This window comes from Shewanella septentrionalis, from assembly GCF_025370265.1.
GTDB classification, from domain to species: domain Bacteria; phylum Pseudomonadota; class Gammaproteobacteria; order Enterobacterales; family Shewanellaceae; genus Shewanella; species Shewanella hafniensis.
Genome location: NZ_JAMTCC010000009.1, coordinates 95,072 through 117,863, shown reverse-complemented (window position 1 = coordinate 117,863; position 22,792 = coordinate 95,072). Strand labels below are relative to the sequence as shown.

Below are 22,792 nucleotides of genomic sequence, written 5' to 3'. Positions count from 1 at the left end.
AAACTATGCCTTCAATGGATATTGTGTCAGAAGTGAATGAAGTTGAACTGCGTAATGCGGTTGATAATACTAAGCGTGAGCTGGCGACACGTTTCGATTTTCGCGGTAAAACGGCTGACGTGGAATATAAGGATCATGTGGTCACGTTAACCGCTGAAGATGACTTCCAATGCCAACAATTAGTGGACATTTTACGTATGCAACTGAGCAAACGTAATGTGGATCCGTCTTCGATGGAAGTCGATGAGAAAGCCATCCACAGCGGTAAAACCTTCTCCCTAAAAGTGAAGTTTAAAGAAGGTATAGAAACCTTAATCGCTAAAAAACTGGTCAAGCTAATTAAAGACAGCAAACTTAAAGTGCAAGCGTCTATTCAGGGCGAGAAAGTACGAGTTACAGGTAAAAAACGTGACGATTTACAAGCTGTCATGGCGTTGGCACGTGAGTCTGAGTTAGGCCAGCCTTTCCAATTTGATAACTTTAAAGATTAATCGAGCAGAATTGGTTTAACGTGATGCAGTATCGCGTTAGCCATTTCGTCTTTAAATGTAAAAGCCCTCACACTAAGGTGTGAGGGCTTTTTTATATTGATGACATAAGTGCTATGAGACCTTAATCCGATTTTGCTGGTGCACTTTTTGACGAATCATCCATTAATGATGTGCTGGGGTGCGGTGCATACTTGTTGACTAAGATAACCAAAAACAACACAGGAAAACCAATAACACTGGCGGCGATAAAGAAGTTCACATAGCCAAATGCGTCGACATAAGCCCCCGAGAAGCCCGCGATAAATTTAGGGAACAGCAGCATAATCGAAGACAGTAAGGCATATTGCGTTGCACTGTAGCCGCTGCTGGTGAGACTCGATAGATAGGCGATAAAAGCCGCCGTGGCGATTCCTGCGCTAAAGTTGTCTACGGAAATGGCAAAGGTTAAAAAGGGCACGTTGTAGCCAATCACCGCCTGCCACGCGAATAACAGATTGGTTACGGCAACCAACAAAGCGCCAAGGAAAAGGATCTTCATCGTGCCATAACGCGCTAACAAAACACCGCCGAATGCTGCGCCGACTAAGGTCATGATCAGGCCATAGATCTTACTCAAATAGGCAATTTCTTCTTTAGTGAAGCCCATATCCACATAAAAGACGTTCGCCATAATGCCCATCACAATATCTGAGATCCGGTAGCAAGAAATCAGCAATAGGATGAGGATAGCGCTGCGGCCATAGCGTTTGAAAAAGTCGATAAAAGGCAAAATACTGGCCGTGTATACCCAAGACATGCCAGCGGCGATAATTCTTGGATAAGTGGCGCTTAAGCGTTGCTTTAAGGCTAATTCGGTGGCATCGGCGGCGCGGGTATCGACTTCGGGCTCACGGCTAAAAAGTGTGGTCAAAATCCCCACGGACATTAATCCCGCCATAATCAGGTAAGAGGTTTGCCAGGCGACTAAGTTGTATGCTGTGTTACCGGGTTCGACCCAAGCCGCTATGGTGAGTGCACCTGCGGTGGCGATAATCATAGCGCTGCGATAACCCACTTGATAGGCGGCGGCTAATGCGGCTTGCATCTTTTCTGGGGCGGATTCAATCCGAAAGGCATCAATCACAATATCTTGGGTGGCGGAAGCAAAGGCGACCATTAACGCGAACAGTGCCAAGCGTTCGAGATCCTTGAGCGGATCGCTGAACGACATACCTAATATAGCCCCCACCAATAACAGCTGAGCGAACAGCATCCAGCTGCGGCGTCGGCCTAGAAAGCGGGTTAACAGTGGTAGTGAGAGCCGATCGACTAAGGGAGACCAAGCCCATTTAAACGCATAGGCCAAGGCTATCCAGCTGAAATAACCGATTGAAGTGCGATCAACACCGGCTTCACGCAACCAAAAGGATAGCGTTGAAAATACCAGCATCAATGGTAGACCTGCGGAAAAACCCAGTAATAACAGGATTAAAACCCGCTTGTGATAATAGACACTGAGCGCATCGAGTGTACGTTGAATAAAACCTGTTGCGGACATAGGTATGAGTCTAGGTATTTAATCCGCCTAGCTTACGGGTAAGGTGCCATAGGGTTCAAGGGCTAATGGCATTCCTTTTATATTGAGCTCTCGTTTTGGCGCATTTTGGTGATTGAATATGGCTTAAGCGTTAATCTTCTGTTGCTAAGCGTGAGCCGCGGGTTTATATCGTCAGCGTTAAGCGTCAGGATTAATCATCGGGATTGATTGCCTGTATGAATAGAAAAGATGACAAAAATGAAGGGGGAGGAATCAATTACGCGATATAAAAAGGCCCTGATAACAGGGCCATTTTCTATTGATAGGCATGCAGAACTTAAGGTCTTATCCCAACGCATCCCTGTGGCACTCGGCCGCCTAAACTCAGAAAGTCACAGCAATCATTTACTTGCTTACGCAGATATTGATTACCGCGGATCACACAGTCAGGCCACCTGTTAAAGCTGTGAAGCAAGTGCCAAAACACTTTTTCAGTTTCCGTTTGCGCTTCGCCAGTCGAATTCAATTGCTGCCATTCTTCTAACGTGTCCCATAAGTAAAGTTGCACTTCATGGAAGTCGAGTTCTTCACTCAAAAACGCTTTTCCATAAAAGGCGAGTTGGGGCGCTTTATTATCGATGAACTCAGTTGCTGTCATCGTTTGCCTCCTTTCTGTTTGCTATCACAGTATAGATGCAAAATTAGCGCTTTTGCTCGAAAATATTTTTGGATTACTGTTTTGGTAATAATTTAGCGGTTTTCAATATGATAGGTGTCACAGGAACATCGGGCCAATTGAGCTTAGCGTTCGTCCCTGTCTCAACGACAGCCATAGCTTCGAGGACAGTTTTACCTTCAATCACTTCACCAAATACCGCATAACCCCAACGGCGTTTGGATGGGTCGAGTTTAGTATTGTCGGCCACGTTGAAGTAGAACTGGCGTGTGGCTGAGTGCGGTTCATTTTCCCGCGCCATGGCGATAGTGCCTATGCTGTTGGTGAGCCCATTCCCCGATTCGTTGACTATCGGTTTGCCGTCTGGCAGCTCTTCATACTTAGGGGTGAGTCCACCGCCTTGCACCACAAAGTCACTGATCACACGGTGAAATATCGTGTTGTCGTATTCGCCTTTGACGACATAAGTTAAAAAGTTATCGACAGTGATAGGTGCGCGTGTTCTATCTAGTTCGATCACTATTTTGCCTAAGCTAGTGTCAAACTCGACTCTGGGATACAAGGTATCGGCCTGAATGTCGAGTGCGAAGCTATTGTGACTCATAAAGAGAAATAAGAGGGCTGATATCCAACGGAGCATATTGATTTCCTTATAATAAACTGACGCTGTTATTGTTGTAGAAACTGATTAAGCTCAGGATCATTGAGAATTTCGCCTGTGAGTTGGCCGAGTAATTTATTCATATCCAGCTCCAAGGTCGCAAAATCGGGTGTTAAAGGGCCTTTCAAGGTGCCTTTTGCCTTATAACGTTTAACCAGTTCTTGGGTTGAGTTTTTGGCTTGCACTGCGATTAATACACTGTGTTTTGCCTCATAGCCAAAAGTCTTTTTAGTGACATCCATTTGCAATTCTTCTAATTGAATTTGCACTGAATTGGTTGCACTAGGATCGATTTGATAACCGGCTTGGTTAAAGCCTGCGCGGAACACTTCATCGAGCAGCAACTTAGGCGGTTCACTTGGGCCGACCAAACGTGTTTTTGTCCCTTCTTCAATAAAACGCGCCACGAAATCGACGGTGCGTGTATCGACGGTTTCAAGAGAGATAGGAACACGTTGCGCCGTTTGTTGACTGATATTGGGCACTTGGGGACTGAAAGCCATATGAGTCGGGTTTTGGCTGGCACAGCCCGCAAACAGCAGGGGAAAAGTCAAAGTCAGTAATAGCCGTTTCATGGGATCTCTCGTACAAGTAAAAGTGGCTACAGCATACCAGAAATCACTTTTGATGCCACAGAACACCTCGATTCAGTTGGAGTACAGCTTACAGTGATAACATCCAGTGTTCACTATGGGTTAGTTCATTTCATCTGGAGCAAAACATGTCAAAACTGTCGTTAATTTCGATTGTTGTGGGTCTGACAATGGCGTCAAGCATCATTAGCACCAATGCATTCGCGGGGGATTCCGCCCATATACTCGGCGGCAGTTTAGGCTACGGTACTCAAGAATTTGAAACCAACAGCGGTAAATATGATGCAGGTGATACCTTCACCAGTGACTTGTATTATCGCTTTATGCTTAATGAGCATTTTGGTTTTGAAGCGGGGTATTTAACGGGGACGGGTGGAGTGGCGAGTGCACTTATTAGTGGTATCAGTGAAATCAAAGATTTACATTACCAAGGTATCAGAACCACTGCTTATGGCGAATATGCGTTGTCTCGTGGTAATAGTCTGTACGCCAAGCTCGGCGCCGCTTATACCAAAGTGAGTTATGAGATGGATAAGCAAGAGATGGATTCGGATGATGTAGGATTTTACGGCGCTGTAGGTTGGCAATATCGTTTTCGCTCTGGCTTTGGACTCAATCTTGAGTACCAATATGTGCCAATGAAAGAGTTAGAGCTGCAAGGGGTCAACTTTGGCGTGAGTTATCGATTCTAACTCGCAAATATTATCAATTAGCCTCAATTAAGCGCCCTTGGCGCTTTTTTCGTTTTAGAACCTTGGATATTAGAGCTGTAAACAGAATACTCGCCCGCAACAAAGTGACAACATTTTAGCCTTGCACTCTTTTAATGCAAAGGGGGACGGGTTAGAGTAAAAGTTCGATGTTTAGAATGAGAGAGCACCGATGCTCCCGCGTTATTTCTGTAAGGCTTAGTCATGTTAACGATAGCAACGCAAATCGCCCCAGATAGCCTGATCAATCCGAAGGGGTTACCCCATTTCGGCCATTTCGATGGCATAGTCAAAACCTTAGGTTTAGCGGACTTTACTTATTTCGATACTATGGATAAACCCGCTTCTGCGTGGGCCAAGCATTTCGATTATAAACAGTTTCAGTTTGTCTCTTTGGTCACGCCGCGTTATGTCCTTGGTATCGCACTCGCCGATATTGCATACGTCGGCAGTGCGTTTTGTTATTTATACGACATAAAAACCAACACTCTCACTCAGCTTGATTGGCTAAAACCTTTAAGATTTGGCTATCAGATGACGCCATCGCCCGCCGAGGGGCGAAGTAGTATTGGCCGTAAAGGGGCGCAGTTAAGCTTTGAGATTGTAGAGGGCGGTTGGCGGTTAATCATTGATACTAAAAATATTCAAGCCGATGTGACTTTGCACTCAGCACCCTTAAGTTTGCCTATGGCCATGTGTAGTCCTACTGGATACAACGGCTGGACTTACACACAAAAGCATAATGGTTTGACGGTTAAAGGTAGTTTGACTGTAGCTCATGAGCCGCAGCCGCTGAATCACGCTTTAGCTGGTTATGATTTTTCGGCGGGTTACATGCGCCGCGATACGAGTTGGCGCTGGGCGTCGATCAACGCGCGGATCCATGAGGGCATTATGGGGCTTAATTTAGCTGCTGGCGTCAATGAAACCGGCGCTACTGAAAATGTCTTCTGGATTAATGGCGAGCGTCATTTACTCGGGCCAGTGCAATTTGAATTTGATCGACACGCCACGCTCGGCGCCGAGGTTTGGCGAGTCTACAGCCAAAATGGCCAAGTGGATTTACAGTTTGCGGCGCGTAATTGTCGCCGTGAAAAGCGTAATTTGCTCTTGCTTAAGAGCAATTTTCGCCAATTCATCGGTCATTTCAGCGGCACGATTACTGATAATCAAGGGCGCAGTTACCAGTTGAATAATGTGCTGGGACTTGCCGAAGATCACTATGCCCGCTGGTAACCGAATGCAGGTCGTCAAACGCGACTAATCGACCACTGTTGTCTGTGTTGTGGCGTTTAATGCGGATTATAACATTCGCTCAGAATCGATATAAAAAACACTAAAAATAATCATAAAACAACAAGAGAACAGGACGACCTTATATGGATATCGCCTCGCTGATCCAGCACCCCGAAGTGTTACTGCTCGTGCTCGCGCCGTTGTTTTTCGTGTGTATTTTACTGGAATGGTATTTTGGCGATAAAAGACAAAAGCTACCGTTAACGGCACGCTATCGCGGCCAAGAAGTGCTGTGTAATTTCAGCCTCGCGGCCATGCATCAAGGCGCCGATCTGCTCACTGGCTTGTTGATCGCTAAGCTGTATCTGGCGATGTTTGGTTGGAAGTTATTCGATATTGAAATGGGCCCATTAAGCTTTATTGCCTTGATGATCGCGCAGGACTTTTGTTATTACTGGTTCCACAGGGCGAGCCATAGAGTGCGCTGGATGTGGGCGGCTCACGTGGTGCACCATAGCTCTGAGAATATGAATTTTAGCACGGCGTTTCGCCAGAGTTTAATGTATCCGTTTGCGGGCATGTGGGTGTTTTGGTTGCCGCTGGTGGTCATAGGTTTCGACCCAAACTGGGTGGTATTTGTGGTATTACTCAATCTGGGATTGCAATTTTTTGTGCATACCCAAGCGATTAAATCACTCGGACCGCTGGAATGGGTCTTCAATACACCGTCACATCACAGGGTGCACCACGGTCGTAATCCCCAATATATAGATAAAAACTATGCGGGTGTGCTGATTATCTGGGACAAGCTGTTTGGTACTTTTGAGCCCGAGGTAGAGACTGTGGTTTACGGTATCACTAAGCCTGTGAATAGTTTTAATCCCCTTAAAGTGACGTTTAGCGAATGGCGAGACATGTTTGCTGAGGTCACCGCGACAGGCTTGAGTGTTAAACAACGACTACGTATCTTGTTTGCTCCGCCTTCCAGCAGTTTAAAAAGCGAGGAATAACAATCCACTGCATTTTCCAAGTTAAATAGCGCAAATGGCTAATAGAGTCTTGAATTTAGCCTTGCTAGCCTATATTCCGTTTTTTGCCACTGTTTTGGTGTAAAAATGTACAATCCCATACTTTGGTGGTACTTTTTGGGATAAGGAATTTAACTTGGGAGGACTTATCATGATGGATGAACCTCGATTATCCGCGGAGGAGCTTGCTTGTTTTAGCGAACTTTTTTCGCCGACTCGTGTGGGCACTGCCTTGACTAACGATCCCCTGGTCAATCACGTGCTCACAGTCACAACTGAAGTGCCGCAAGTTATCGCTTCGATTCTCGGTAAGGCAAAACTCACTCTATTAGCCGAAGTCGGGCCCTATAAACTCTGGTTTCCGCTACTGATGAAAGTGGATGACTTTGGACAGTTTCAACCCACTTTAGGCGTGCCTGAAGTGCTCGATGCTTCGGGAGTGGAGCGCAGTTGGCGGTTAACCCAAGCCGATGATGTGTGGATATTCGACCACGATCAAGGTGAGCAATGGTCAGTTGCCTCGTTATCCAGTTCTGGCATGGCTATTCGCGCTAAATCGCAGCAGCAATTTAAACAATTGTTAGGCAGTAAAGATCTGCAATTACAACTGCCTAATGGCGAGACTATGCGCGTCGATATCGAGCCTATTCGTAGCGAGAAAGGTCTGGCCTTTGTTAAGTTTCAGGCTGAAACCGAAGAGCGCGAAGCGTTACGTCAATTCTTATTTAGTCGTCATCGTAGCCAGCACGCTCAGCTCTACCGTGACTTACGTTAGTACCTGCATTGCAACAGTTTTCGGCCTTGTGTTAGTTTTCCTGTTATCTAAAAATCTCAGTTCTGCAACTCGAATGTGAAATCCACGGATTTAAAAACTGTCATTTGCGATTGCAGTGCTTTTCGCCGATTGTTACCTGCCAATCTGTCGCCCGATGGATTAGAATGGCATTGAATTCAAAACATCAGAGCGAGCGGTATGCACGTACATATTTTAGGAATTTGTGGAACCTTCATGGGTGGTCTAGCGTTATTGGCTAGGGCAAAAGGGCACAGAGTGACGGGCTCGGATGCCAATGTCTATCCTCCAATGAGCACGCAACTAGAGGACCAAGGCATTGAGCTTATTCAAGGTTTTGATCCCAGCCAGCTGGGTGAAGCAGGGCATTATCCTGACTTAGTTGTCATTGGTAATGCCATGAGCCGTGGTAATCCTTGTGTGGAAGCCGTGTTGAACATTGGCATCCCTTATACCTCTGGCCCGCAGTTTTTAGCCGATCATATTTTGCCTGAGCGTTGGGTGCTGGCTGTGTCTGGCACTCACGGTAAAACCTCGACTTCTAGCATGTTAGCTTGGATTTTAGATGATTGCGGTTATGAGCCTGGATTTTTAATCGGTGGCGTACCGCAAAACTTTGGTGTGTCGGCGCGTTTAGGCAAGACGGCTTTTTTTGTGGTTGAGGCCGATGAATACGACAGTGCCTTCTTCGATAAACGTTCGAAATTCGTGCATTATCATCCACGTACCTTAGTGATCAACAATCTTGAGTTCGATCATGCCGATATTTTTGCCGATTTGGCTGCGATTCAAAAACAGTTTAATCATTTAGTTCGCACTGTACCTGGCGAAGGCAAGATCGTTTGGCCCGCCGATTCCCATGCTGTTAAGCAAACGATTGAGATGGGGTGCTGGAGCGAGCAAGAAAACTATCATTTAGCCGAATCGAGCAGTGGTTGGTATGGCAAAGCCTTAAGTGATGATTGCCATCGCTTTGAAGTGTTTGTTGATGGCGAGTCTCAAGGTATTCTCGAATGGGATTTGATTGGTCAACACAATATCGAAAACGCCATAATGGCGATTGCTGCCGCGCGTCATGTGGGCGTTAAGCCGAATGCCGCGATTGACGCCTTGGCTAAATTTATGCCACCTAAACGTCGACTCGAATTACTCGGAACCGTTAATGGCGTGAGCGTATATGATGATTTCGCTCACCATCCAACGGCGATTGCGACCACGTTAAAAGGCATGCGGGCTAAGGTTGGGCAGAGCAAAATTACTGTGGTACTTGAGCCGCGCTCAAATACCATGAAGAGCGGTGTCCATAAAGACACTTTAGCTTTTTCTATGATGCAAGCCGACGAAGCCTTTTTATATCAAGCCGATACCATCGACTGGAATATGAAAGAAGCCATGGAAGCGGCGGTGATCCCTGTGACTGTGTTACATCAAATTGATGATGTGGTCGCGAAAGTCGCAGCAACCGCCAAAGCAGGCGACACCATAGTGGTGATGAGTAACGGCGGTTTTGGTGGGTTACATAAGAAGCTGCTGGCCGCATTAGAACAGGCTTCAACTGTAGAGCAGGTTAGCTAAGATGGCCTACGCAAAGTCGACTAAGGCGATTAGCTTAGCTTGGACAGGTGCCTCGGGTGCACCCTATGGGCTTAAGTTACTCGAGTGTCTATTGGTATCGGGTTATCAAGTGTTTTTGATGATCTCCAGTGCCGCTCGAGTGGTATTGGCGACGGAACACGGCTTACAGTTAAGCGCCAACGGTGACAAAGCCCATGCCCAGCTGTTGGCTTTGCTGCACGAAAAAGGCGTGATTATTGCTGGCGAGTTAGTGGTATTAGGCAAAGATGAGTGGTTTTCGCCGCCTGCATCGGGTAGCGCTGCACCTAAACAAATGGTGATTTGCCCTTGCTCGACGGGGACGTTAGCGGCTGTAGCCACTGGAATGAGTAATAATTTACTCGAACGCGCCGCCGATGTAGTGATTAAAGAGCGCGGTCAGCTTATCCTAGTACCGAGGGAAACTCCTTTTAGTGCCATACACTTAGAGCATATGTTAAGCCTTTCTCGCCTCGGCGCGACCATTATGCCCGCTGCACCCGGTTTTTATCACAATCCCAAATCGGTAGAAGATCTGGTAGACTTCATGGTCGCTCGAATTCTCGATCATTTGGGCGTTGACCATGCATTAACGAGTCGCTGGGGTTATGACAAACAGTCTAACCGCGACCTCGACAATTGAGACTTATATGAAACACACCACCGAAGTGATGATCTCTGCAGAAGAGATAAGCCAGAAATTGGATCAAATGGCCGAGCTAATCAATGCCCATTATGCCCACAGCGAACGTCTGCTGATGGTAGGCTTGTTAAAAGGCTCAGTGGTCTTTATGGCTGACCTGTGTCGCCGAATTAAAGGCCATGTTGAAATCGATTTTATGTCGGTTTCCAGTTATGGCAATGCTATGACCAGCTCACGGGATGTGAAAGTGCTGAAAGATGTGCAATCAGATATCGCCGGTCGCGATGTATTGATTGTGGAAGACTTGATTGACTCAGGTAACACCTTAAGCAAAGTGCGCGAGATGCTGTTACTGCGCGAGCCTAAGAGTCTGGCCCTGTGCACCTTGCTGGATAAACCTGAACGTCGTGAAGTGGATGTGAAGGTCGATTTTATCGGTTTCACTATCCCTGATGAGTTTATCGTGGGTTATGGTATTGATTATGCAGAGCAATATCGCAATCTACCTTACATCGCGAAAGTCGTGCCACTCGATTAAGTGTCCGATACCGTTTAGAACTCCCGCAACAGGCGGGAGTTTTGCTTTTTACGGCTATATAAAAAATAGTATAAATAATTGAATCATTAAAGATTGGTTTTTCAATCAATTAGCTAACTTTTTGCGTTAGTTCTGCAACCCATCATTGTAATTGTGTTTTTTAGCACCATCTTATTACTTTCTAATGTGTAAGGATCGGTACAAATATGGCGAATATTACCCATGCTCTGGTACTCGAAGGGCTCAAAAAAACCTATAAAGATGGCGTCGAAGCGGTCAAAGGCATCAGCCTCACCGTCAATCAAGGGGACTTCTTTGCCTTGCTCGGCCCCAATGGTGCGGGTAAATCCACCACAATTGGTATTATCAGCTCCTTAGTGCAGAAGAGTTCAGGCACGGTCAAAGTCTTTGATTATGATATTGATAAACAGCTAGAACACGCCAAGCTCTGCATTGGTTTAGTGCCGCAAGAGTTTAACTTCAACCAGTTTGAAACTGTGCTGCAAATCGTGGTGAATCAAGCGGGTTACTATGGTGTGCCAAAACCGGTTGCCCTTGAGCGTGCCAAAAAATATTTAAGCCAACTGGATTTGTGGGAAAAGCGCAATAGCCCTTCGCGGGAATTATCTGGTGGCATGAAGCGACGGTTAATGATTGCTCGCGCCCTGATGCACGAACCTAAATTATTGATTTTAGATGAACCTACCGCAGGTGTGGATATTGAACTACGCCGCTCTATGTGGGAGTTTCTCAAACAAATTAATCAGCAAGGCGTGACGATCATCCTGACCACCCATTACCTTGAAGAGGCTGAAATGCTTTGCCGTAATATCGGCATTATCGACAAAGGCATTTTAGTGGAATGCACTAGCATGAAGGCGCTGCTCAGTAAGCTGAATATGGAGACGTTTATTCTTGATTTGCGTAGGGATACAGCTACAGCACCCGTACTCGATGGCATGACTTGCCGCTTAACCGACCCTCATACTTTAGAGGTGGATGTGGTGAAAGAGCATAATCTCAACGATGTCTTTAGCCAATTAAGTGCGGCCAATATAGAAGTGCTATCGATGCGCAACAAGTCTAATCGCTTAGAAGAACTCTTCGTCGAACTCGTGAAGAAAACTCAGGGAGTCTCTGCATGAACCAGCTCTACTTTATTGCCTTTAAAAGCATCTTAAGCAAAGAAATCAATCGTTTTACGCGAATTTGGGTCCAGACCTTAGTCCCGCCAGCGATTACCATGACCTTGTATTTTTTGATTTTTGGTAACTTAGTCGGCAGCCGAATTGGAGAGATGGGCGGCGTATCTTATATGGAGTTTATCGCCCCGGGTTTGATCATGATGTCGGTGATCACTAACTCTTACTCGAACGTGGCGAGCTCATTCTACAGTGCTAAGTTTCAGCGTAATTTAGAAGAGCTGATGGTGGCTCCTGTGCCCCATTATGTGTTGATTGCAGGTTATGTTGGTGGCGGCGTGGCGCGCGGTTTATGTGTTGGCCTAATAGTGACGCTTGTGGCCATGTTCTTCGTTGACATTAGCTTACATCATGCCGGTTTAGTGGTAATGACGGTATTTTTAACCTCAGTGCTATTCTCCTTAGGCTGTTTGATTAACGCTGTTTTTGCTAAAAGTTTCGACGATATCAGTATTATCCCGACCTTTGTGCTTACTCCATTAACCTATCTTGGCGGCGTATTTTATTCCCTGTCACTCTTGCCCCCTTTCTGGCAAGGCGTGTCGGCACTCAACCCTGTGGTCTATATGATCAACGTGTTCCGCTATGGTTTTTTAGGTTTCGCCGACATCAGCGTGCCACTATCCATCGCCATTATGATCGGTTTCTGTGTCGCCCTATGGACCTTGGCGTATTATCTAGTTTCACGGGGAATTGGGTTACGTTCGTAGTATGCAATGTGTTTATAGAGCAACTATATAAGATAAGAATGGAGCCCAAAGGCTCCTTTTTATGTCCGAGGACTTAATAGTGCATATGCTGAGGTCGTAATAGGATATTTTTAGTGGTTGCCGATGAAAATGAATCAATTCAGCATTGGAATATATTTCTGTTGTTGGCTTTAAGGATGTTTTTATTTAAGGCTTAACCGCTCTGACTATTGGATTTTGTAGGCTGATTAAGGTTTCTGTTGACTGGATTTCATCGATAGATTGAATGCGATTGATGAGTACATGCTGTAAACCATCGATGGATTGGCACATTACCTTTACGAAAATACTGTAGTTGCCTGTGGTGTAATAGGCTTCGACGACTTCTTCGAGTGCATTGAGTTTGGCTATGGCGGCAGGATAATCACCAGCACTTTTAAGATTGATACCGATAAAACAGCAGACGTCATAACCTAAGGCTTTAGGATTTACTGTGATCTGCGCGCCTGTGATTATCCCCGCTTGCTTCATTTTTTCTACCCGAACATGGATAGTGCCGGCGCTCACGCTAAAGCGTTTAGCTAGCTCAGCAAAGGGCGTGCGGGCATCCTGCATTAAGGCTTCGAGGATATGATTATCGAGTTGATCGCGCTGAAATGCGGTATCCATAAATAAATTCTCTATAACGTAATGAATTGTCATAAAGTTACGTTTTTTTATGGGGAATTGCTACCGATTTTGCCCGTCTTAGTTGATTTTAGTGATCATTGTTCGCCCAAAGGCTCACAAAAAGGCACTTCTGCGCTAAAAGTCATACTGACACCCGTGTAGGGATGTTTGATGGTGAGTTCTGCCGCATGCAGTAATAGGCGAGGGGCTAAGGATTTGGCTAATGGGTCGGCGTAAAAACCATCGCCTAAGATCGGATGACCGAGCGCCATCATATGTACCCGTAATTGGTGTGAGCGGCCAGTGATTGGCGTGAGTTTCACCAGCGTTGAGCGTTTGGCGCGACTTATTACTTGGTAGTGAGTCAACGACGGTTTGCCCACAAGATGATCGACTTTCTGTTTGGGGCGATTTGGCCAGTCGCAGATCAGCGGATAATCAACGCTGCCAGTGTCATTTTTGACATGTCCAGCGACCCTTGCAAAGTAGGTTTTGCTGGTTTCTCTATCGTGGAACTGACGTTTTAATTCACGTTCGGCGCTGCGAATAAGGGCGAGAACGATCACGCCTGAGGTAGCCATATCGAGGCGGTGGACAATTTGGCAATGGGGGTGTTCAGCTTTTACTCGGGCATAGACACTGTCGTAATGAGCTGGGTCGCGACCTGGCACAGACAACAATCCTGAAGGTTTGTTAATGACGATAATGTCTTTATCTTGATAAAGAATATCGAGCCAAGGGGTTGTCGGTGGTTGGTATATAAAATCAGTCATAATGGGGCCTATTCGTCAATGCGCCGCAAAGATACTCTGCTAGGCTTGAGGGTGCAAGTGTGACGCCCAAAGATTGCTTGTGAGACTAAGCTTCCTGAGATAACTCAAGCGCCGCAGCAAAGCGCATTAGTTGATGATTTGCTGATAGAGCTGGATTTGAGTTCTTGCTATAATTACGCTCTTTTTTGTTAATGACCCTGTTGAGCCTTTGAAGCCATGAGCCAGCCAGAGATATACACTCCCGAGAATCTTTCTCACGTCCATAACCGCCTTGAGTTATTGGCGCCTGCAAAAAATGCTGACTATGGTATCGAAGCCATACGCCATGGCGCCGATGCGGTATACATTGGGGGGCCCGCATTCGGTGCGCGGGCGACGGCAGGTAACAGTGTTGAAGATATCGCGCGCCTGTGTACTTATGCTCATCAATATCATGCTCAGGTATTCGTCGCCCTCAATACCATTTTGATGGACAACGAACTGGCCGACGCCGAAAAACTCATTTGGCAACTGTACGAAGCCGGTGCCGATGCGCTGATTGTGCAGGATATGGGCGTCTTGCAACTTAATTTGCCGCCGATTGCCCTGCATGCCAGTACCCAAATGGATAACCGCAGCCCTGAAAAAGTGGCGTTCTTAGAGCAAGTTGGTTTTTCTCAGGTAGTGCTCGCCCGTGAATTAGGCTTGAGCCAAATCCGTGATGTGGCCGCACATACGAATATGCAGCTCGAATTCTTTATCCACGGCGCTCTGTGTGTGGCTTACAGTGGTTTGTGTAACTTGAGTCATTCCTTTAGTAACCGCAGTGCTAACCGCGGCGAATGCTCGCAAATGTGCCGCTTGCCGGGCAATCTTAAAACCCGTCAAGGCGATGTGTTAGCGCAGAATGAACACTTATTGTCTTTAAAAGACAATAACCAAACCGAAAACCTCGAAGCGCTCATCGACGCGGGCATTCGCTCGTTTAAGATTGAAGGTCGCTTAAAAGATTTAAGTTACGTTAAAAACGTCACCGCGCATTATCGCCAAAAGTTGGATGCGATTATGGCGCGTCGCCCTGAGTTTAAGGCTTCGTCCCACGGCCGTTGTGAACATTCTTTTATTCCCGATCCTGAAAAGACTTTTAACCGTGGCAGCACAGATTACTTTGTTAACGAACGTAGCCAAGGCATTAAAGATTTCCGCTCGCCAAAATATATCGGTGAAGAAGTCGGTAAAGTGGTCAGCATAGGCAAAGACTTTATCCAAGTGAGCTCAACCCATGAATTTAATAACGGCGATGGCTTAGCGTTTTTCCCCGCGAATTTTGCCATGGCAAAACAATCCGATGACAAGCTGCAAGGTCTGCGGGTTAACCGCGCTGAAGGGTTAAAACTGCATATATTGCAGGTGCCAAAGGATTTAAAGGTTGGCATGACTTTATATCGTAACCATAACCAAGCCTTCGAAGCCCTGTTATCGAAAGAATCTTCTAAGCGGATTATCGGCGTCGATTTACGGTTGAGCGACACCGAAGACGGACTCGCACTGACATTGACCGATATCTATGGCATTACAGCCACAGTGAATTTAGTGGTCGAGAAGACGCCTGCGACAGATGTCGATAAGACCTTACAAAATACTCGCACTCAGCTGGGTAAGCTCGGCAGTACCGACTTTGTTGCCCGTAGCATCAGTATCGATACGGCCCAAGCTTGGTTCTTGCCTGCATCTGTACTCAATGGTCTGCGCCGTGATGGTGTGGCCGCCTTAGAGGCTGCTCGTGTGCAAGGCTATGTGCGTCCACTGCCGTGGAAGCATAATCAAGATGCAGTCTATCCCGTCAAGCATTTGAGTTACTTAGGCAACGTTGCCAACGAAAAGGCCAAGGATTTTTATCAACGCCACGGCGTAATTGAGATCCAAGACACCTATGAGAAAAATGGCGTCACCGAAGACGTGCCATTGATGATCACTAAGCATTGTCTGCGCTTTAACTTTAATTTGTGTCCGAAGGAAGTACCAGGCATCAAGGCCGATCCTATGGTGCTTGAAATCGGTAACGATGTGCTCAAGCTGGTCTTTGACTGTCCTAAATGCGAAATGATGGTGGTCGGTGAAAACCGTCAAGTGCGAGGCCAGAAACACCTTTAACATCTGTCATTTGGAGCATTGCAGAGTGTAATGCTCCTCACACCCATTCAGCCTGCATCCGCGCGCTTAATTTGTCTACCTATATCTATGTTACCCTCACCATAGCTACTCCCATATTTTCATCAAAGCCCAATATTGCACATTCGGTTATCAGCAGATATCTTATTGAAAATAATATCAATAATAAGGGATGTTAAAATGGGACTGTTAGACGGTTTACTCGGTAATGCTGCTGAGGTTGATTTACAGGAATTAGCCGAAGAATTAAGGCCTATTATGGGCATTCAAGAAGAATTAAAACTCGCCTACAAAGTGATCCGCGATTTGTTTATTTTCACCAATAAACGTTTGATCTTAATTGATAAGCAGGGGCTTACTGGCAAGAAGGTCACCTACCATTCCATACCGTATAAATCTATTACCCATTTTGAAGTGGAAACCACTGGCCATTTTGATTTAGATGCTGAGCTCAAAATCTGGATCTCAGGCCAGAGCGAACCTTTAGTCAAAGAACTCAAGCGTGGCACGGATGTCGTCGGTATTCAAAAGACCATCGCCACTTTTGCACTTTAGTTTTTTAGCAGAGTAAATCGGAGATCGTATATATGGAAGTAAAAGTTATGAGGTTAAATCTAGCGTTATTCTTTGTTGGTTTTTTAGGGATAATGTCGGTTATCCCTTTTGTTTCACAAATTTTAGCTATGCAGCAAGGGGAATTACCCATGCCCTTATTTTTGCTGCAAATTATTTCGGTAGCGCAGTCGTCGCTGATGTTACTTTTGATGGTTTTTATGGGTTCTATTTTTGCTAAAAAAGTGGGATTAACCGCTCCTGTGATTTCGGCTATGGTTCATTCAAATAGTATTTACACAGCATTAAGGCCTCAGCTTATTCCTGCTTTAGTGGGTGGTGTTCTCGGAGGGGTCTTTATCCTTGTTTTTCTGGGGATGCTATCGGGTTATCTTCCTGCAGATTTTATTCAAGCAGGAGCAAAATTAGCACCTCCTTGGTATACAAAAGTATTGTACGGCGGCATTACAGAAGAGCTCCTGATCCGCTGGGGATTGATGTCATTTCTTGTATGGTGTAGTTATCGCCTTACCCAAAGAAAGGGGGCTGACATTAAGGTGCATAATTATGTTTTAGCTATTATTCTTTCTGGAATTATATTTGGTGTTGGGCATCTTCCTGTCGCTTTTGCTTTAACTTCTGAAGCCACTATACCCTTAGTTCTGTACATTATTTTAGGTAATGCAGGCTTTGGATTTATTGCTGGTTACCTATATTGGAAGTATGGTTTAGAGTGTGCAATGGGAGCGCATATGCTCGCACATGTGACCATGATTATTTGTGCACTGCTTGTTCCGCTATAGCACCTAGTTCAACAATATCGCATTCGTGCTGGTGGTGTGCTCTATCGGCTCTCCTGCCATAGTGTAGGTTTCGGAGAGCTTGAGCTTACCTTGCTCATCGTATTGATTATGGATACCGACCCAGAATTGTTCTTCTCCTTGGATCTGTAAATTACCTTCTTCGGCAATGTGGCTATTGGGATGATAGCGCTTCATTGCATAAAGCTTACTTTCGTCGTCAAATTTTAAGTGGTAAGACAATATCGGCTCTTTGGCGTCGACATCCGCTGTGGCTTGAGTTTGTGCTTGTTTCGCTGTGGCATCGCCATTGGGCCTGTGATACTTGTGGCGGGACAAATATGCGCTATTGCTGCTATGGTTAGCTGTGTGTAAGTGGTTAGTTGAATGTTCATTTAATCCGTCATGTTCCCAATCTGCATCATCGTCTTCATCATAGTCACTGATATCACAGTCATCATAGCCATAATGACGGGGCTCTGCGTCTTCCCATTCTGCTTCGTCATCTTCTTGAGTCGATAGATACTGATTAAAATCAAAGTAGTGACGGCTTTCTATAAGCTGGCCTTCTTCATCTAGCCAGACTTCGCGATACACTTGTCCTTGGGGCGTAAACCGTTGCCAATGGCCGACATCGAGGTAACGGCCATCGATAATTTGAATTGTGCCAGTTTCTAGAATTAAACCTTGAGGGGACAAAGATTTAGAGCTAAATAAATCCCCTTGAGTTCGTGTGAGCAACCAGCGAATGGCACCATCTTCATAGTATTCGATGCGAGTATCGGCAATACCTTCTTGATAGTATTCCCTTTGATTATTCTCAAGATGATAGCCACAGCGGGTATTTGAGTGACTTTGATAGGATTCGAGGACCCCTTTTTTGTTATAAAAACTGGATTCTCTGAGGTAGCCTTGGCCGTCGCGCACTTCATACTCAGAGATAGTGCGTATCGTGCCATCTTGGTAAAACCAGCGGGCAGTGCCATCACGGTTGCCTTGGGTGTGCGGTAAATACATTTGAACTTGCTGGTTTTCGTAATATTCGATAAAGGGGGCTACCGAGAGGTTATTTTTATATTGGCCTTCAGCCGAGAGCACGCCACTTTTGTAATAGCTTTTAAACAGGCCTTCCCTGAGTCCTTTCTCTAGGTACATTTCGAGAGACAGTTGGCCATTGTCATGGTACCAGTAGGCCATGCCTTGCTCTTTACCTTGTTCAAATGGGATTTTTGCCTCAAGCTGGCCATTGGCGTACCATTTTTCACGATTTCCCTGTGCGAGACCGTTGTCGAAGTTAAGTTGTAATGCGAGCTGTCCATTAGGGTGCCATTCTTGGCGAATACCATAGATAAGCCCCTGCGGATTAAATTGCTCACGCCATGACAATTGACCATTTTCAAAAAAGGTTTCAAAGCTCTTGCCCGCGTCATTGACGAGTATTTTTTGTTTGAGCTGGCCATTAGGATGAAACCATACCTCTTTAACTAAGTTGCCATGCTCGTGACTCAGTTCGGCCTGAAGGGCGCCACATTCATAGTACATATATTCAATGCCGTGGATTTTATTCGCCAGCATAGGTCGAGTCAGCCAGCGTTTGCCTGACTCATAATAGCGACTCAAGGTATTGACGTAGTTGCCATCACGATCAAGTTCAGCATCCTCTCTGACTTGCCCATTACTGTAATAGCGTTTGACTAATATGCCGTTCGTACTGCGTTCTTCACTCTGGGTTATGTTGCCCTCATGATCATACCAAGCTTGCTGTCCAAGTTGTTGATCATTAATAAAGTTACCTTCAAATAACAAGGTCCCCAGAGCGTCGAACTGGCGGGAAACGCCATGACGTTCACCAAAGTAGTTTGAGTCAACGGCTTCTGTGAGATTGGGCGTTTGGGTGACAATTCTGAGCATACCCGCGCCGTCTTCAGAATCGAGTTGATGATAAGTGCGATGTAGTTGGCCAGTTAAGCTGGCGTAATCTTGAATGTCGCCTTGTACTTTATAGTCTGCATCGAGCGTAAAGTGGCTTATTAACAGAGCATCTCGATTGTTAAGTTCAACCTGCCATAATGTGGTTTCCTGGTGGTTATTTTGAGCTGTGATACTGCAGACTTTTTCTGTGCCGAGCCAAAAATGTTGCTCTGGAAACGGGAGTTGATTGCCCATTTCGAGTCGGTCAAATTCGGTATGATGAAATTCGCAGCATTCATTAGCCTTTTCCCAGCCTAAGAGTTCTATTGCTTGGGGCGCATCGTAGTGATAGAGAGTTAAGTTGTAGTCGGCATTTTCTTCACAAGCGGTCGCGTCTGCCTTTGTCGCATAGATTTTTAAGCTGAAGTGACGCTGGAATAGCGATACAGCGACTGACGGCGCCTGAGTTAGCGCTTGTTCTTGGCAGGCTACAGGTGATTCAGTTTGAAGCTGAATGTCTTTTGGATCGCGGCTAGTTTGGCTTGAGGGGAATAACTTGGCTTTGAGTGCGCGAAACAACGACATCAGGGGAAATCTCCATATCCATATGTAAAACAATAAGCTTATCTGAGGGATACTCATGGACCTTGAGTATTTCAGTGCGCATATCATAGCGGTTAATGGTTTCGTTTCTCAATGTTTGATTGTTAAAAATACTGTTTAATCAGCAGAGAGAGCGAATAAAAGCAGAGGAATAAACACAAAATGCTTGATAACTTTTTTGCAAAATTACCCACTGATTTATCGGCGGAAGTGTTTGAAAAACTGGCGGGTAATGACACTGTAACCATAGAGCGCATTGTCTCTAATGGGCAAGCTACGCCCGACGGTCAATGGTACGATCAAACTCAGCATGAATGGGTGATGTTACTTAAAGGGGAGGCGACGCTTGAATTTGAACAAGGTGAACCCGTGACGCTAACCCCAGGTGATTACTTAACGATTGTGCCCCATCAAAAACACCGCGTCGCTTCGACTTCTAAAAGTTCAGAAACCCTATGGCTCGCGGTATTTTACGATTGATGAGGGCTAACGAGTTAACACCGCCGACTAACGATTCTGCCATAGCCAACTGGGCGTATTGAGCAGGTCTTGGCCTTGGATCTGCGTTTGACCTAAGGTTTTGTCTAGGGCCAAGGTATTGCAGTGTTCAAATTGACTTAAAGCATTGATAAGCCGATTGGCGTGGGATACCACCCATAGCTGGCAATCCTTAGACACCTTAGCGATTAAGCGCGCAAGTGCGGGCAATAAATCCGGATGCAGACTGGTTTCTGGCTCGTTTAACACCATAAGTTCTGGCGGTCTTGGCGTCAGTAGGGCGGCGATTAACAGCAAATAACGCAAGGTGCCGTCCGACAATTCACTGGCATTGAGTGGCCTTAATAAACCATGCTGATGAAATGCGAGCACTAAAATGCCGCCCTCTTGCGGCTCGATTCGAACCTTAGCACCGGGAAAGGCATCACTGACCGCATGATCGAAAGCGGTTTTATCACCAATCTCAAAAATGGTTTGAATTGCCGAGGCTAAATCACGGCCATCGTGGTGCAATACTGGTGTGGCCGTGCCTAATTGTGGGCGCCGTGCAGGGGCTTCGGCATCGGTTCTGAAGTGATCGTAAAAGCGCCATGCGCGAATACTGTCGCGAAGCTTGAGCACTTCTGGGCAGCGCTCTGGATCGGCAAGCTCGGTAAAAATACTGTCGCCAGTTTGCAGGTGGGCGCCTAATGTTATCCAGCCTTGCCCATCAGTGCTGCGGCTTTTCACCATAGGACCACGGCGCTCGACTAACACAGTAGAGGGGCGATATTTAGGCCCGTTCCAAATGGCTTCGCGCTTGATTTGTGGATCTAAGCCAAATAGCGTTGTGACGTCGGGTTTAGGCAAACCGAGTTCAATAAGATAGCTAAAGTCCTCACCGGCAAAGCCGAGTTTTAAGCGTTTCGGCGCTTGCCTGACGGTGGCTTCAATGGCGGTGTCGCCCGCTAACATGCCTTTGGTGAGGTTTTCTGGCCCCGCCCAAAAGCTGGAGTCGAGCCCGCCTTCTTGGGCTAAAGCATTGACAACGCCACCTTGTGCCGTTTGTGCGAGTAAACGTAGCGCCTTGTATAGATTAGATTTACCACTGCCATTCGCCCCAGTGATCAAATTGAGTTGCCCTAGGGGCAAGACGATTTCACGCAGAGAGCGATAATTGAAAATGGCGATTGTGGTCAGCATAGAATATCCAAGACTGAAGCGGGCAGATAAGCCAGTAAAATTATCGACAACGTAAATTAAACAGAGCGATAAAACAATGGCGTTTACACTAGTACTTTATTGAGCACGCGTTGCCAGTTACCACCCATGAAACGGTCGCGATCGGTAGCTTTAAAGCGCGCCTTGGCTAAGGCATCATCGATACGGCTCATGCGATCGATATGATTTAGCTCAGGGATCACGACATGCCTTGGCTCTGCATCGAAACCTAGCACGCCTTTCGCCCTTAAGCTGTACCACCATTCTTGATATTCTTTAATGCCTTGGGCGTTGTCATTATTAAGAGCGAGCAAGTTTTCTTGGCCGCGCAGTGGGAAGTCGTTGGCGATTGCCACGCTATCTACACCGCCGACGCGCGATACGTATTCCAACTGGCGAATATAGTCATCGATCGTAGGCACAGCATTATTAGTGAGCCAGAAGCTCATCATAAATACGCCGAATACGCCGCCGCTATCGCCGATGGCGCGGATCACTTCATCAGGGGAACAACGGGCATGGTTTACTATGCCGCGCGCCGCGCCGTGACTCTGCACTATGGGAGATTTCGTGATTTTTGCGACATCTAAAGCGGTTTGAGCGCTGGAGTGACTCACATCGACCAAGATATTGGCGTGATTGAGTTTGGCGATAAGTTCGCGTCCGTTGGCGGTGAGCGGCCGATTGAGTCCGCCATTGGCATCATTGTCTAACGCACCACCAGCGAAGGTGTTGCCATAGTGGTGGGTGAGCTGCAATACGCGCAGCCCTTGTTGATGAAACTCATCCACCCGTGCCCACTGGTTAGCTTCACTGTCTGCTTCGACACAATCTGCGCCTTGGATTTGAAAAAACACCGCAGTGCGCTGGCTGTCGCGGGCACGTTGAATATCTCGTCCACTCAGGCCTTGCAACAAAATGTCAGGATGTTCGCTTACCCGTTTTGCAGCCTGCTTGATACTTTCCATACAGGCTTTATAGGTGCGTTTGTAGTTTTGAGTGCCATCGGCTTGTTCTATAGTCTCAATCGCCGAAATATCGCAAAGATAGGCATCGAGTTTAGCGGCGGTTACATCACTTAAGTCATCGGGTAGGAAGGATAAACCATCGACATATATCCGCCTCTGTGCGGCGGCAAAGCTAGGTAAACTGGCGAGTGGGCTTAACAGGGTTGCTGCGCCAAGACCTTTAAGGAGTGTACGACGGTAGTGATTGACTGCCTTGATGGGCATGCTCGATTCCTATCAATAACGCAAATGTAACTTC

General features: G+C 46.3%; 23 protein-coding genes. 14 read left to right on the top strand and 9 right to left on the bottom strand.

From position 1 onward, the window contains the following. The first annotated feature begins 5 nt into the window (after positions 1 to 5). On the top strand, positions 6 to 491 hold the full coding sequence (locus tag NE536_RS07125) for a YajQ family cyclic di-GMP-binding protein (RefSeq protein WP_006080274.1): 486 nt from the start codon (positions 6 to 8) through the stop codon (positions 489 to 491). Between the two features lie 121 nt (positions 492 to 612). Here the strand turns inward: NE536_RS07125 and NE536_RS07120 are convergent, their stop codons facing one another. From NE536_RS07120 to NE536_RS07105, 4 genes are all read right to left on the bottom strand, one after another. Continuing rightward, complete coding sequence (locus NE536_RS07120; protein WP_261272264.1) at positions 613 to 2,028, bottom strand: AmpG family muropeptide MFS transporter; 1,416 nt, start codon at positions 2,026 to 2,028, stop codon at positions 613 to 615. A gap of 316 nt (positions 2,029 to 2,344) precedes the next feature. Further along, positions 2,345 to 2,665, bottom strand: a complete 321-nt coding sequence (locus NE536_RS07115) for a hypothetical protein (RefSeq protein ID WP_107949078.1) — start codon at positions 2,663 to 2,665, stop codon at positions 2,345 to 2,347. A gap of 73 nt (positions 2,666 to 2,738) precedes the next feature. After that, a complete protein-coding gene (locus NE536_RS07110) occupies positions 2,739 to 3,323 on the bottom strand; it encodes a peptidylprolyl isomerase (RefSeq protein WP_261272263.1) in 585 nt (194 codons plus the stop codon). 29 nt (positions 3,324 to 3,352) lie between these two features. Then, positions 3,353 to 3,919 (bottom strand): YajG family lipoprotein, encoded by a 567-nt coding sequence (locus tag NE536_RS07105; RefSeq protein WP_261272262.1) that lies wholly within the window; start codon positions 3,917 to 3,919, stop codon positions 3,353 to 3,355. Positions 3,920 to 4,065: 146 nt separating this feature from the next. Between NE536_RS07105 and NE536_RS07100 the strand changes: the two genes are divergently transcribed. The 9 genes from NE536_RS07100 (at position 4,066) to NE536_RS07060 (ending at position 12,390) form a co-directional block, all read left to right on the top strand. Beyond that, positions 4,066 to 4,629: a porin family protein gene (locus NE536_RS07100; RefSeq protein ID WP_107949071.1), complete on the top strand. Its 564-nt coding sequence runs from the start codon at positions 4,066 to 4,068 to the stop codon at positions 4,627 to 4,629. 222 nt (positions 4,630 to 4,851) lie between these two features. After that, on the top strand, positions 4,852 to 5,883 hold the full coding sequence (locus NE536_RS07095) for a DUF2804 domain-containing protein (RefSeq protein ID WP_261272261.1): 1,032 nt from the start codon (positions 4,852 to 4,854) through the stop codon (positions 5,881 to 5,883). Between the two features lie 143 nt (positions 5,884 to 6,026). Beyond that, positions 6,027 to 6,893 (top strand): sterol desaturase family protein, encoded by an 867-nt coding sequence (locus NE536_RS07090; protein WP_261272260.1) that lies wholly within the window; start codon positions 6,027 to 6,029, stop codon positions 6,891 to 6,893. Positions 6,894 to 7,062: 169 nt separating this feature from the next. Then, a complete protein-coding gene (locus NE536_RS07085) occupies positions 7,063 to 7,686 on the top strand; it encodes a hypothetical protein (RefSeq protein ID WP_006080282.1) in 624 nt (207 codons plus the stop codon). 198 nt (positions 7,687 to 7,884) lie between these two features. Continuing rightward, complete coding sequence (mpl, locus tag NE536_RS07080; RefSeq protein ID WP_261272259.1) at positions 7,885 to 9,279, top strand: UDP-N-acetylmuramate:L-alanyl-gamma-D-glutamyl-meso-diaminopimelate ligase; 1,395 nt, start codon at positions 7,885 to 7,887, stop codon at positions 9,277 to 9,279. 1 nt (position 9,280) lies between these two features. Next, positions 9,281 to 9,940 carry a flavin prenyltransferase UbiX gene (locus tag NE536_RS07075; RefSeq protein ID WP_212599735.1) on the top strand — a complete coding sequence of 220 codons (660 nt, stop codon included), beginning with the start codon at positions 9,281 to 9,283 and terminating at the stop codon, positions 9,938 to 9,940. A gap of 7 nt (positions 9,941 to 9,947) precedes the next feature. Further along, on the top strand, positions 9,948 to 10,478 hold the full coding sequence (gene hpt, locus NE536_RS07070) for a hypoxanthine phosphoribosyltransferase (protein ID WP_011845844.1): 531 nt from the start codon (positions 9,948 to 9,950) through the stop codon (positions 10,476 to 10,478). Positions 10,479 to 10,684: 206 nt separating this feature from the next. Continuing rightward, positions 10,685 to 11,623, top strand: coding sequence for an ABC transporter ATP-binding protein (locus NE536_RS07065; RefSeq protein WP_261272258.1), 939 nt, complete (start codon positions 10,685 to 10,687; stop codon positions 11,621 to 11,623). Next, entirely contained in the window at positions 11,620 to 12,390 is a 771-nt protein-coding gene (locus NE536_RS07060) for an ABC transporter permease (RefSeq protein WP_261272257.1), read from the top strand. Before NE536_RS07065 ends, NE536_RS07060 begins: the two co-directional genes overlap by 4 nt. Before the next feature lie 186 nt (positions 12,391 to 12,576). Here the strand turns inward: NE536_RS07060 and asnC are convergent, their stop codons facing one another. After that, positions 12,577 to 13,038, bottom strand: coding sequence for a transcriptional regulator AsnC (gene asnC / locus NE536_RS07055; protein ID WP_006080290.1), 462 nt, complete (start codon positions 13,036 to 13,038; stop codon positions 12,577 to 12,579). A gap of 95 nt (positions 13,039 to 13,133) precedes the next feature. Further along, on the bottom strand, positions 13,134 to 13,811 hold the full coding sequence (gene rluA, locus NE536_RS07050) for a bifunctional tRNA pseudouridine(32) synthase/23S rRNA pseudouridine(746) synthase RluA (RefSeq protein ID WP_220591068.1): 678 nt from the start codon (positions 13,809 to 13,811) through the stop codon (positions 13,134 to 13,136). A 216-nt stretch (positions 13,812 to 14,027) separates the two neighbouring features. On the opposite strand from rluA, the gene NE536_RS07045 reads away from it, so the two are divergent. The 3 genes from NE536_RS07045 to NE536_RS07035 all read left to right on the top strand — a co-directional run bounded on the left by NE536_RS07045 (position 14,028) and on the right by NE536_RS07035 (position 17,317). Further along, positions 14,028 to 15,944: a peptidase U32 family protein gene (locus tag NE536_RS07045; RefSeq protein ID WP_259527341.1), complete on the top strand. Its 1,917-nt coding sequence runs from the start codon at positions 14,028 to 14,030 to the stop codon at positions 15,942 to 15,944. 198 nt (positions 15,945 to 16,142) lie between these two features. Next, positions 16,143 to 16,517 carry a PH domain-containing protein gene (locus NE536_RS07040; RefSeq protein ID WP_106651556.1) on the top strand — a complete coding sequence of 125 codons (375 nt, stop codon included), beginning with the start codon at positions 16,143 to 16,145 and terminating at the stop codon, positions 16,515 to 16,517. A 32-nt stretch (positions 16,518 to 16,549) separates the two neighbouring features. After that, positions 16,550 to 17,317 carry a CPBP family intramembrane glutamic endopeptidase gene (locus tag NE536_RS07035; protein ID WP_261272256.1) on the top strand — a complete coding sequence of 256 codons (768 nt, stop codon included), beginning with the start codon at positions 16,550 to 16,552 and terminating at the stop codon, positions 17,315 to 17,317. A 3-nt stretch (positions 17,318 to 17,320) separates the two neighbouring features. Here the strand turns inward: NE536_RS07035 and NE536_RS07030 are convergent, their stop codons facing one another. Next, a complete protein-coding gene (locus tag NE536_RS07030; RefSeq protein ID WP_261272255.1) occupies positions 17,321 to 19,810 on the bottom strand; it encodes a toxin-antitoxin system YwqK family antitoxin in 2,490 nt (829 codons plus the stop codon). Between the two features lie 180 nt (positions 19,811 to 19,990). Here NE536_RS07030 and NE536_RS07025 point away from each other — a divergent pair, with 180 nt between their 5' ends. Further along, positions 19,991 to 20,308, top strand: a complete 318-nt coding sequence (locus NE536_RS07025; RefSeq protein ID WP_261272254.1) for a cupin domain-containing protein — start codon at positions 19,991 to 19,993, stop codon at positions 20,306 to 20,308. A 27-nt stretch (positions 20,309 to 20,335) separates the two neighbouring features. Here the strand turns inward: NE536_RS07025 and NE536_RS07020 are convergent, their stop codons facing one another. Beyond that, positions 20,336 to 21,508 (bottom strand): AAA family ATPase, encoded by a 1,173-nt coding sequence (locus tag NE536_RS07020; protein ID WP_261272253.1) that lies wholly within the window; start codon positions 21,506 to 21,508, stop codon positions 20,336 to 20,338. Positions 21,509 to 21,591: 83 nt separating this feature from the next. Then, positions 21,592 to 22,758: a dipeptidase gene (locus NE536_RS07015; RefSeq protein ID WP_261272252.1), complete on the bottom strand. Its 1,167-nt coding sequence runs from the start codon at positions 22,756 to 22,758 to the stop codon at positions 21,592 to 21,594. Between the last annotated feature and the right edge of the window lie 34 nt (positions 22,759 to 22,792).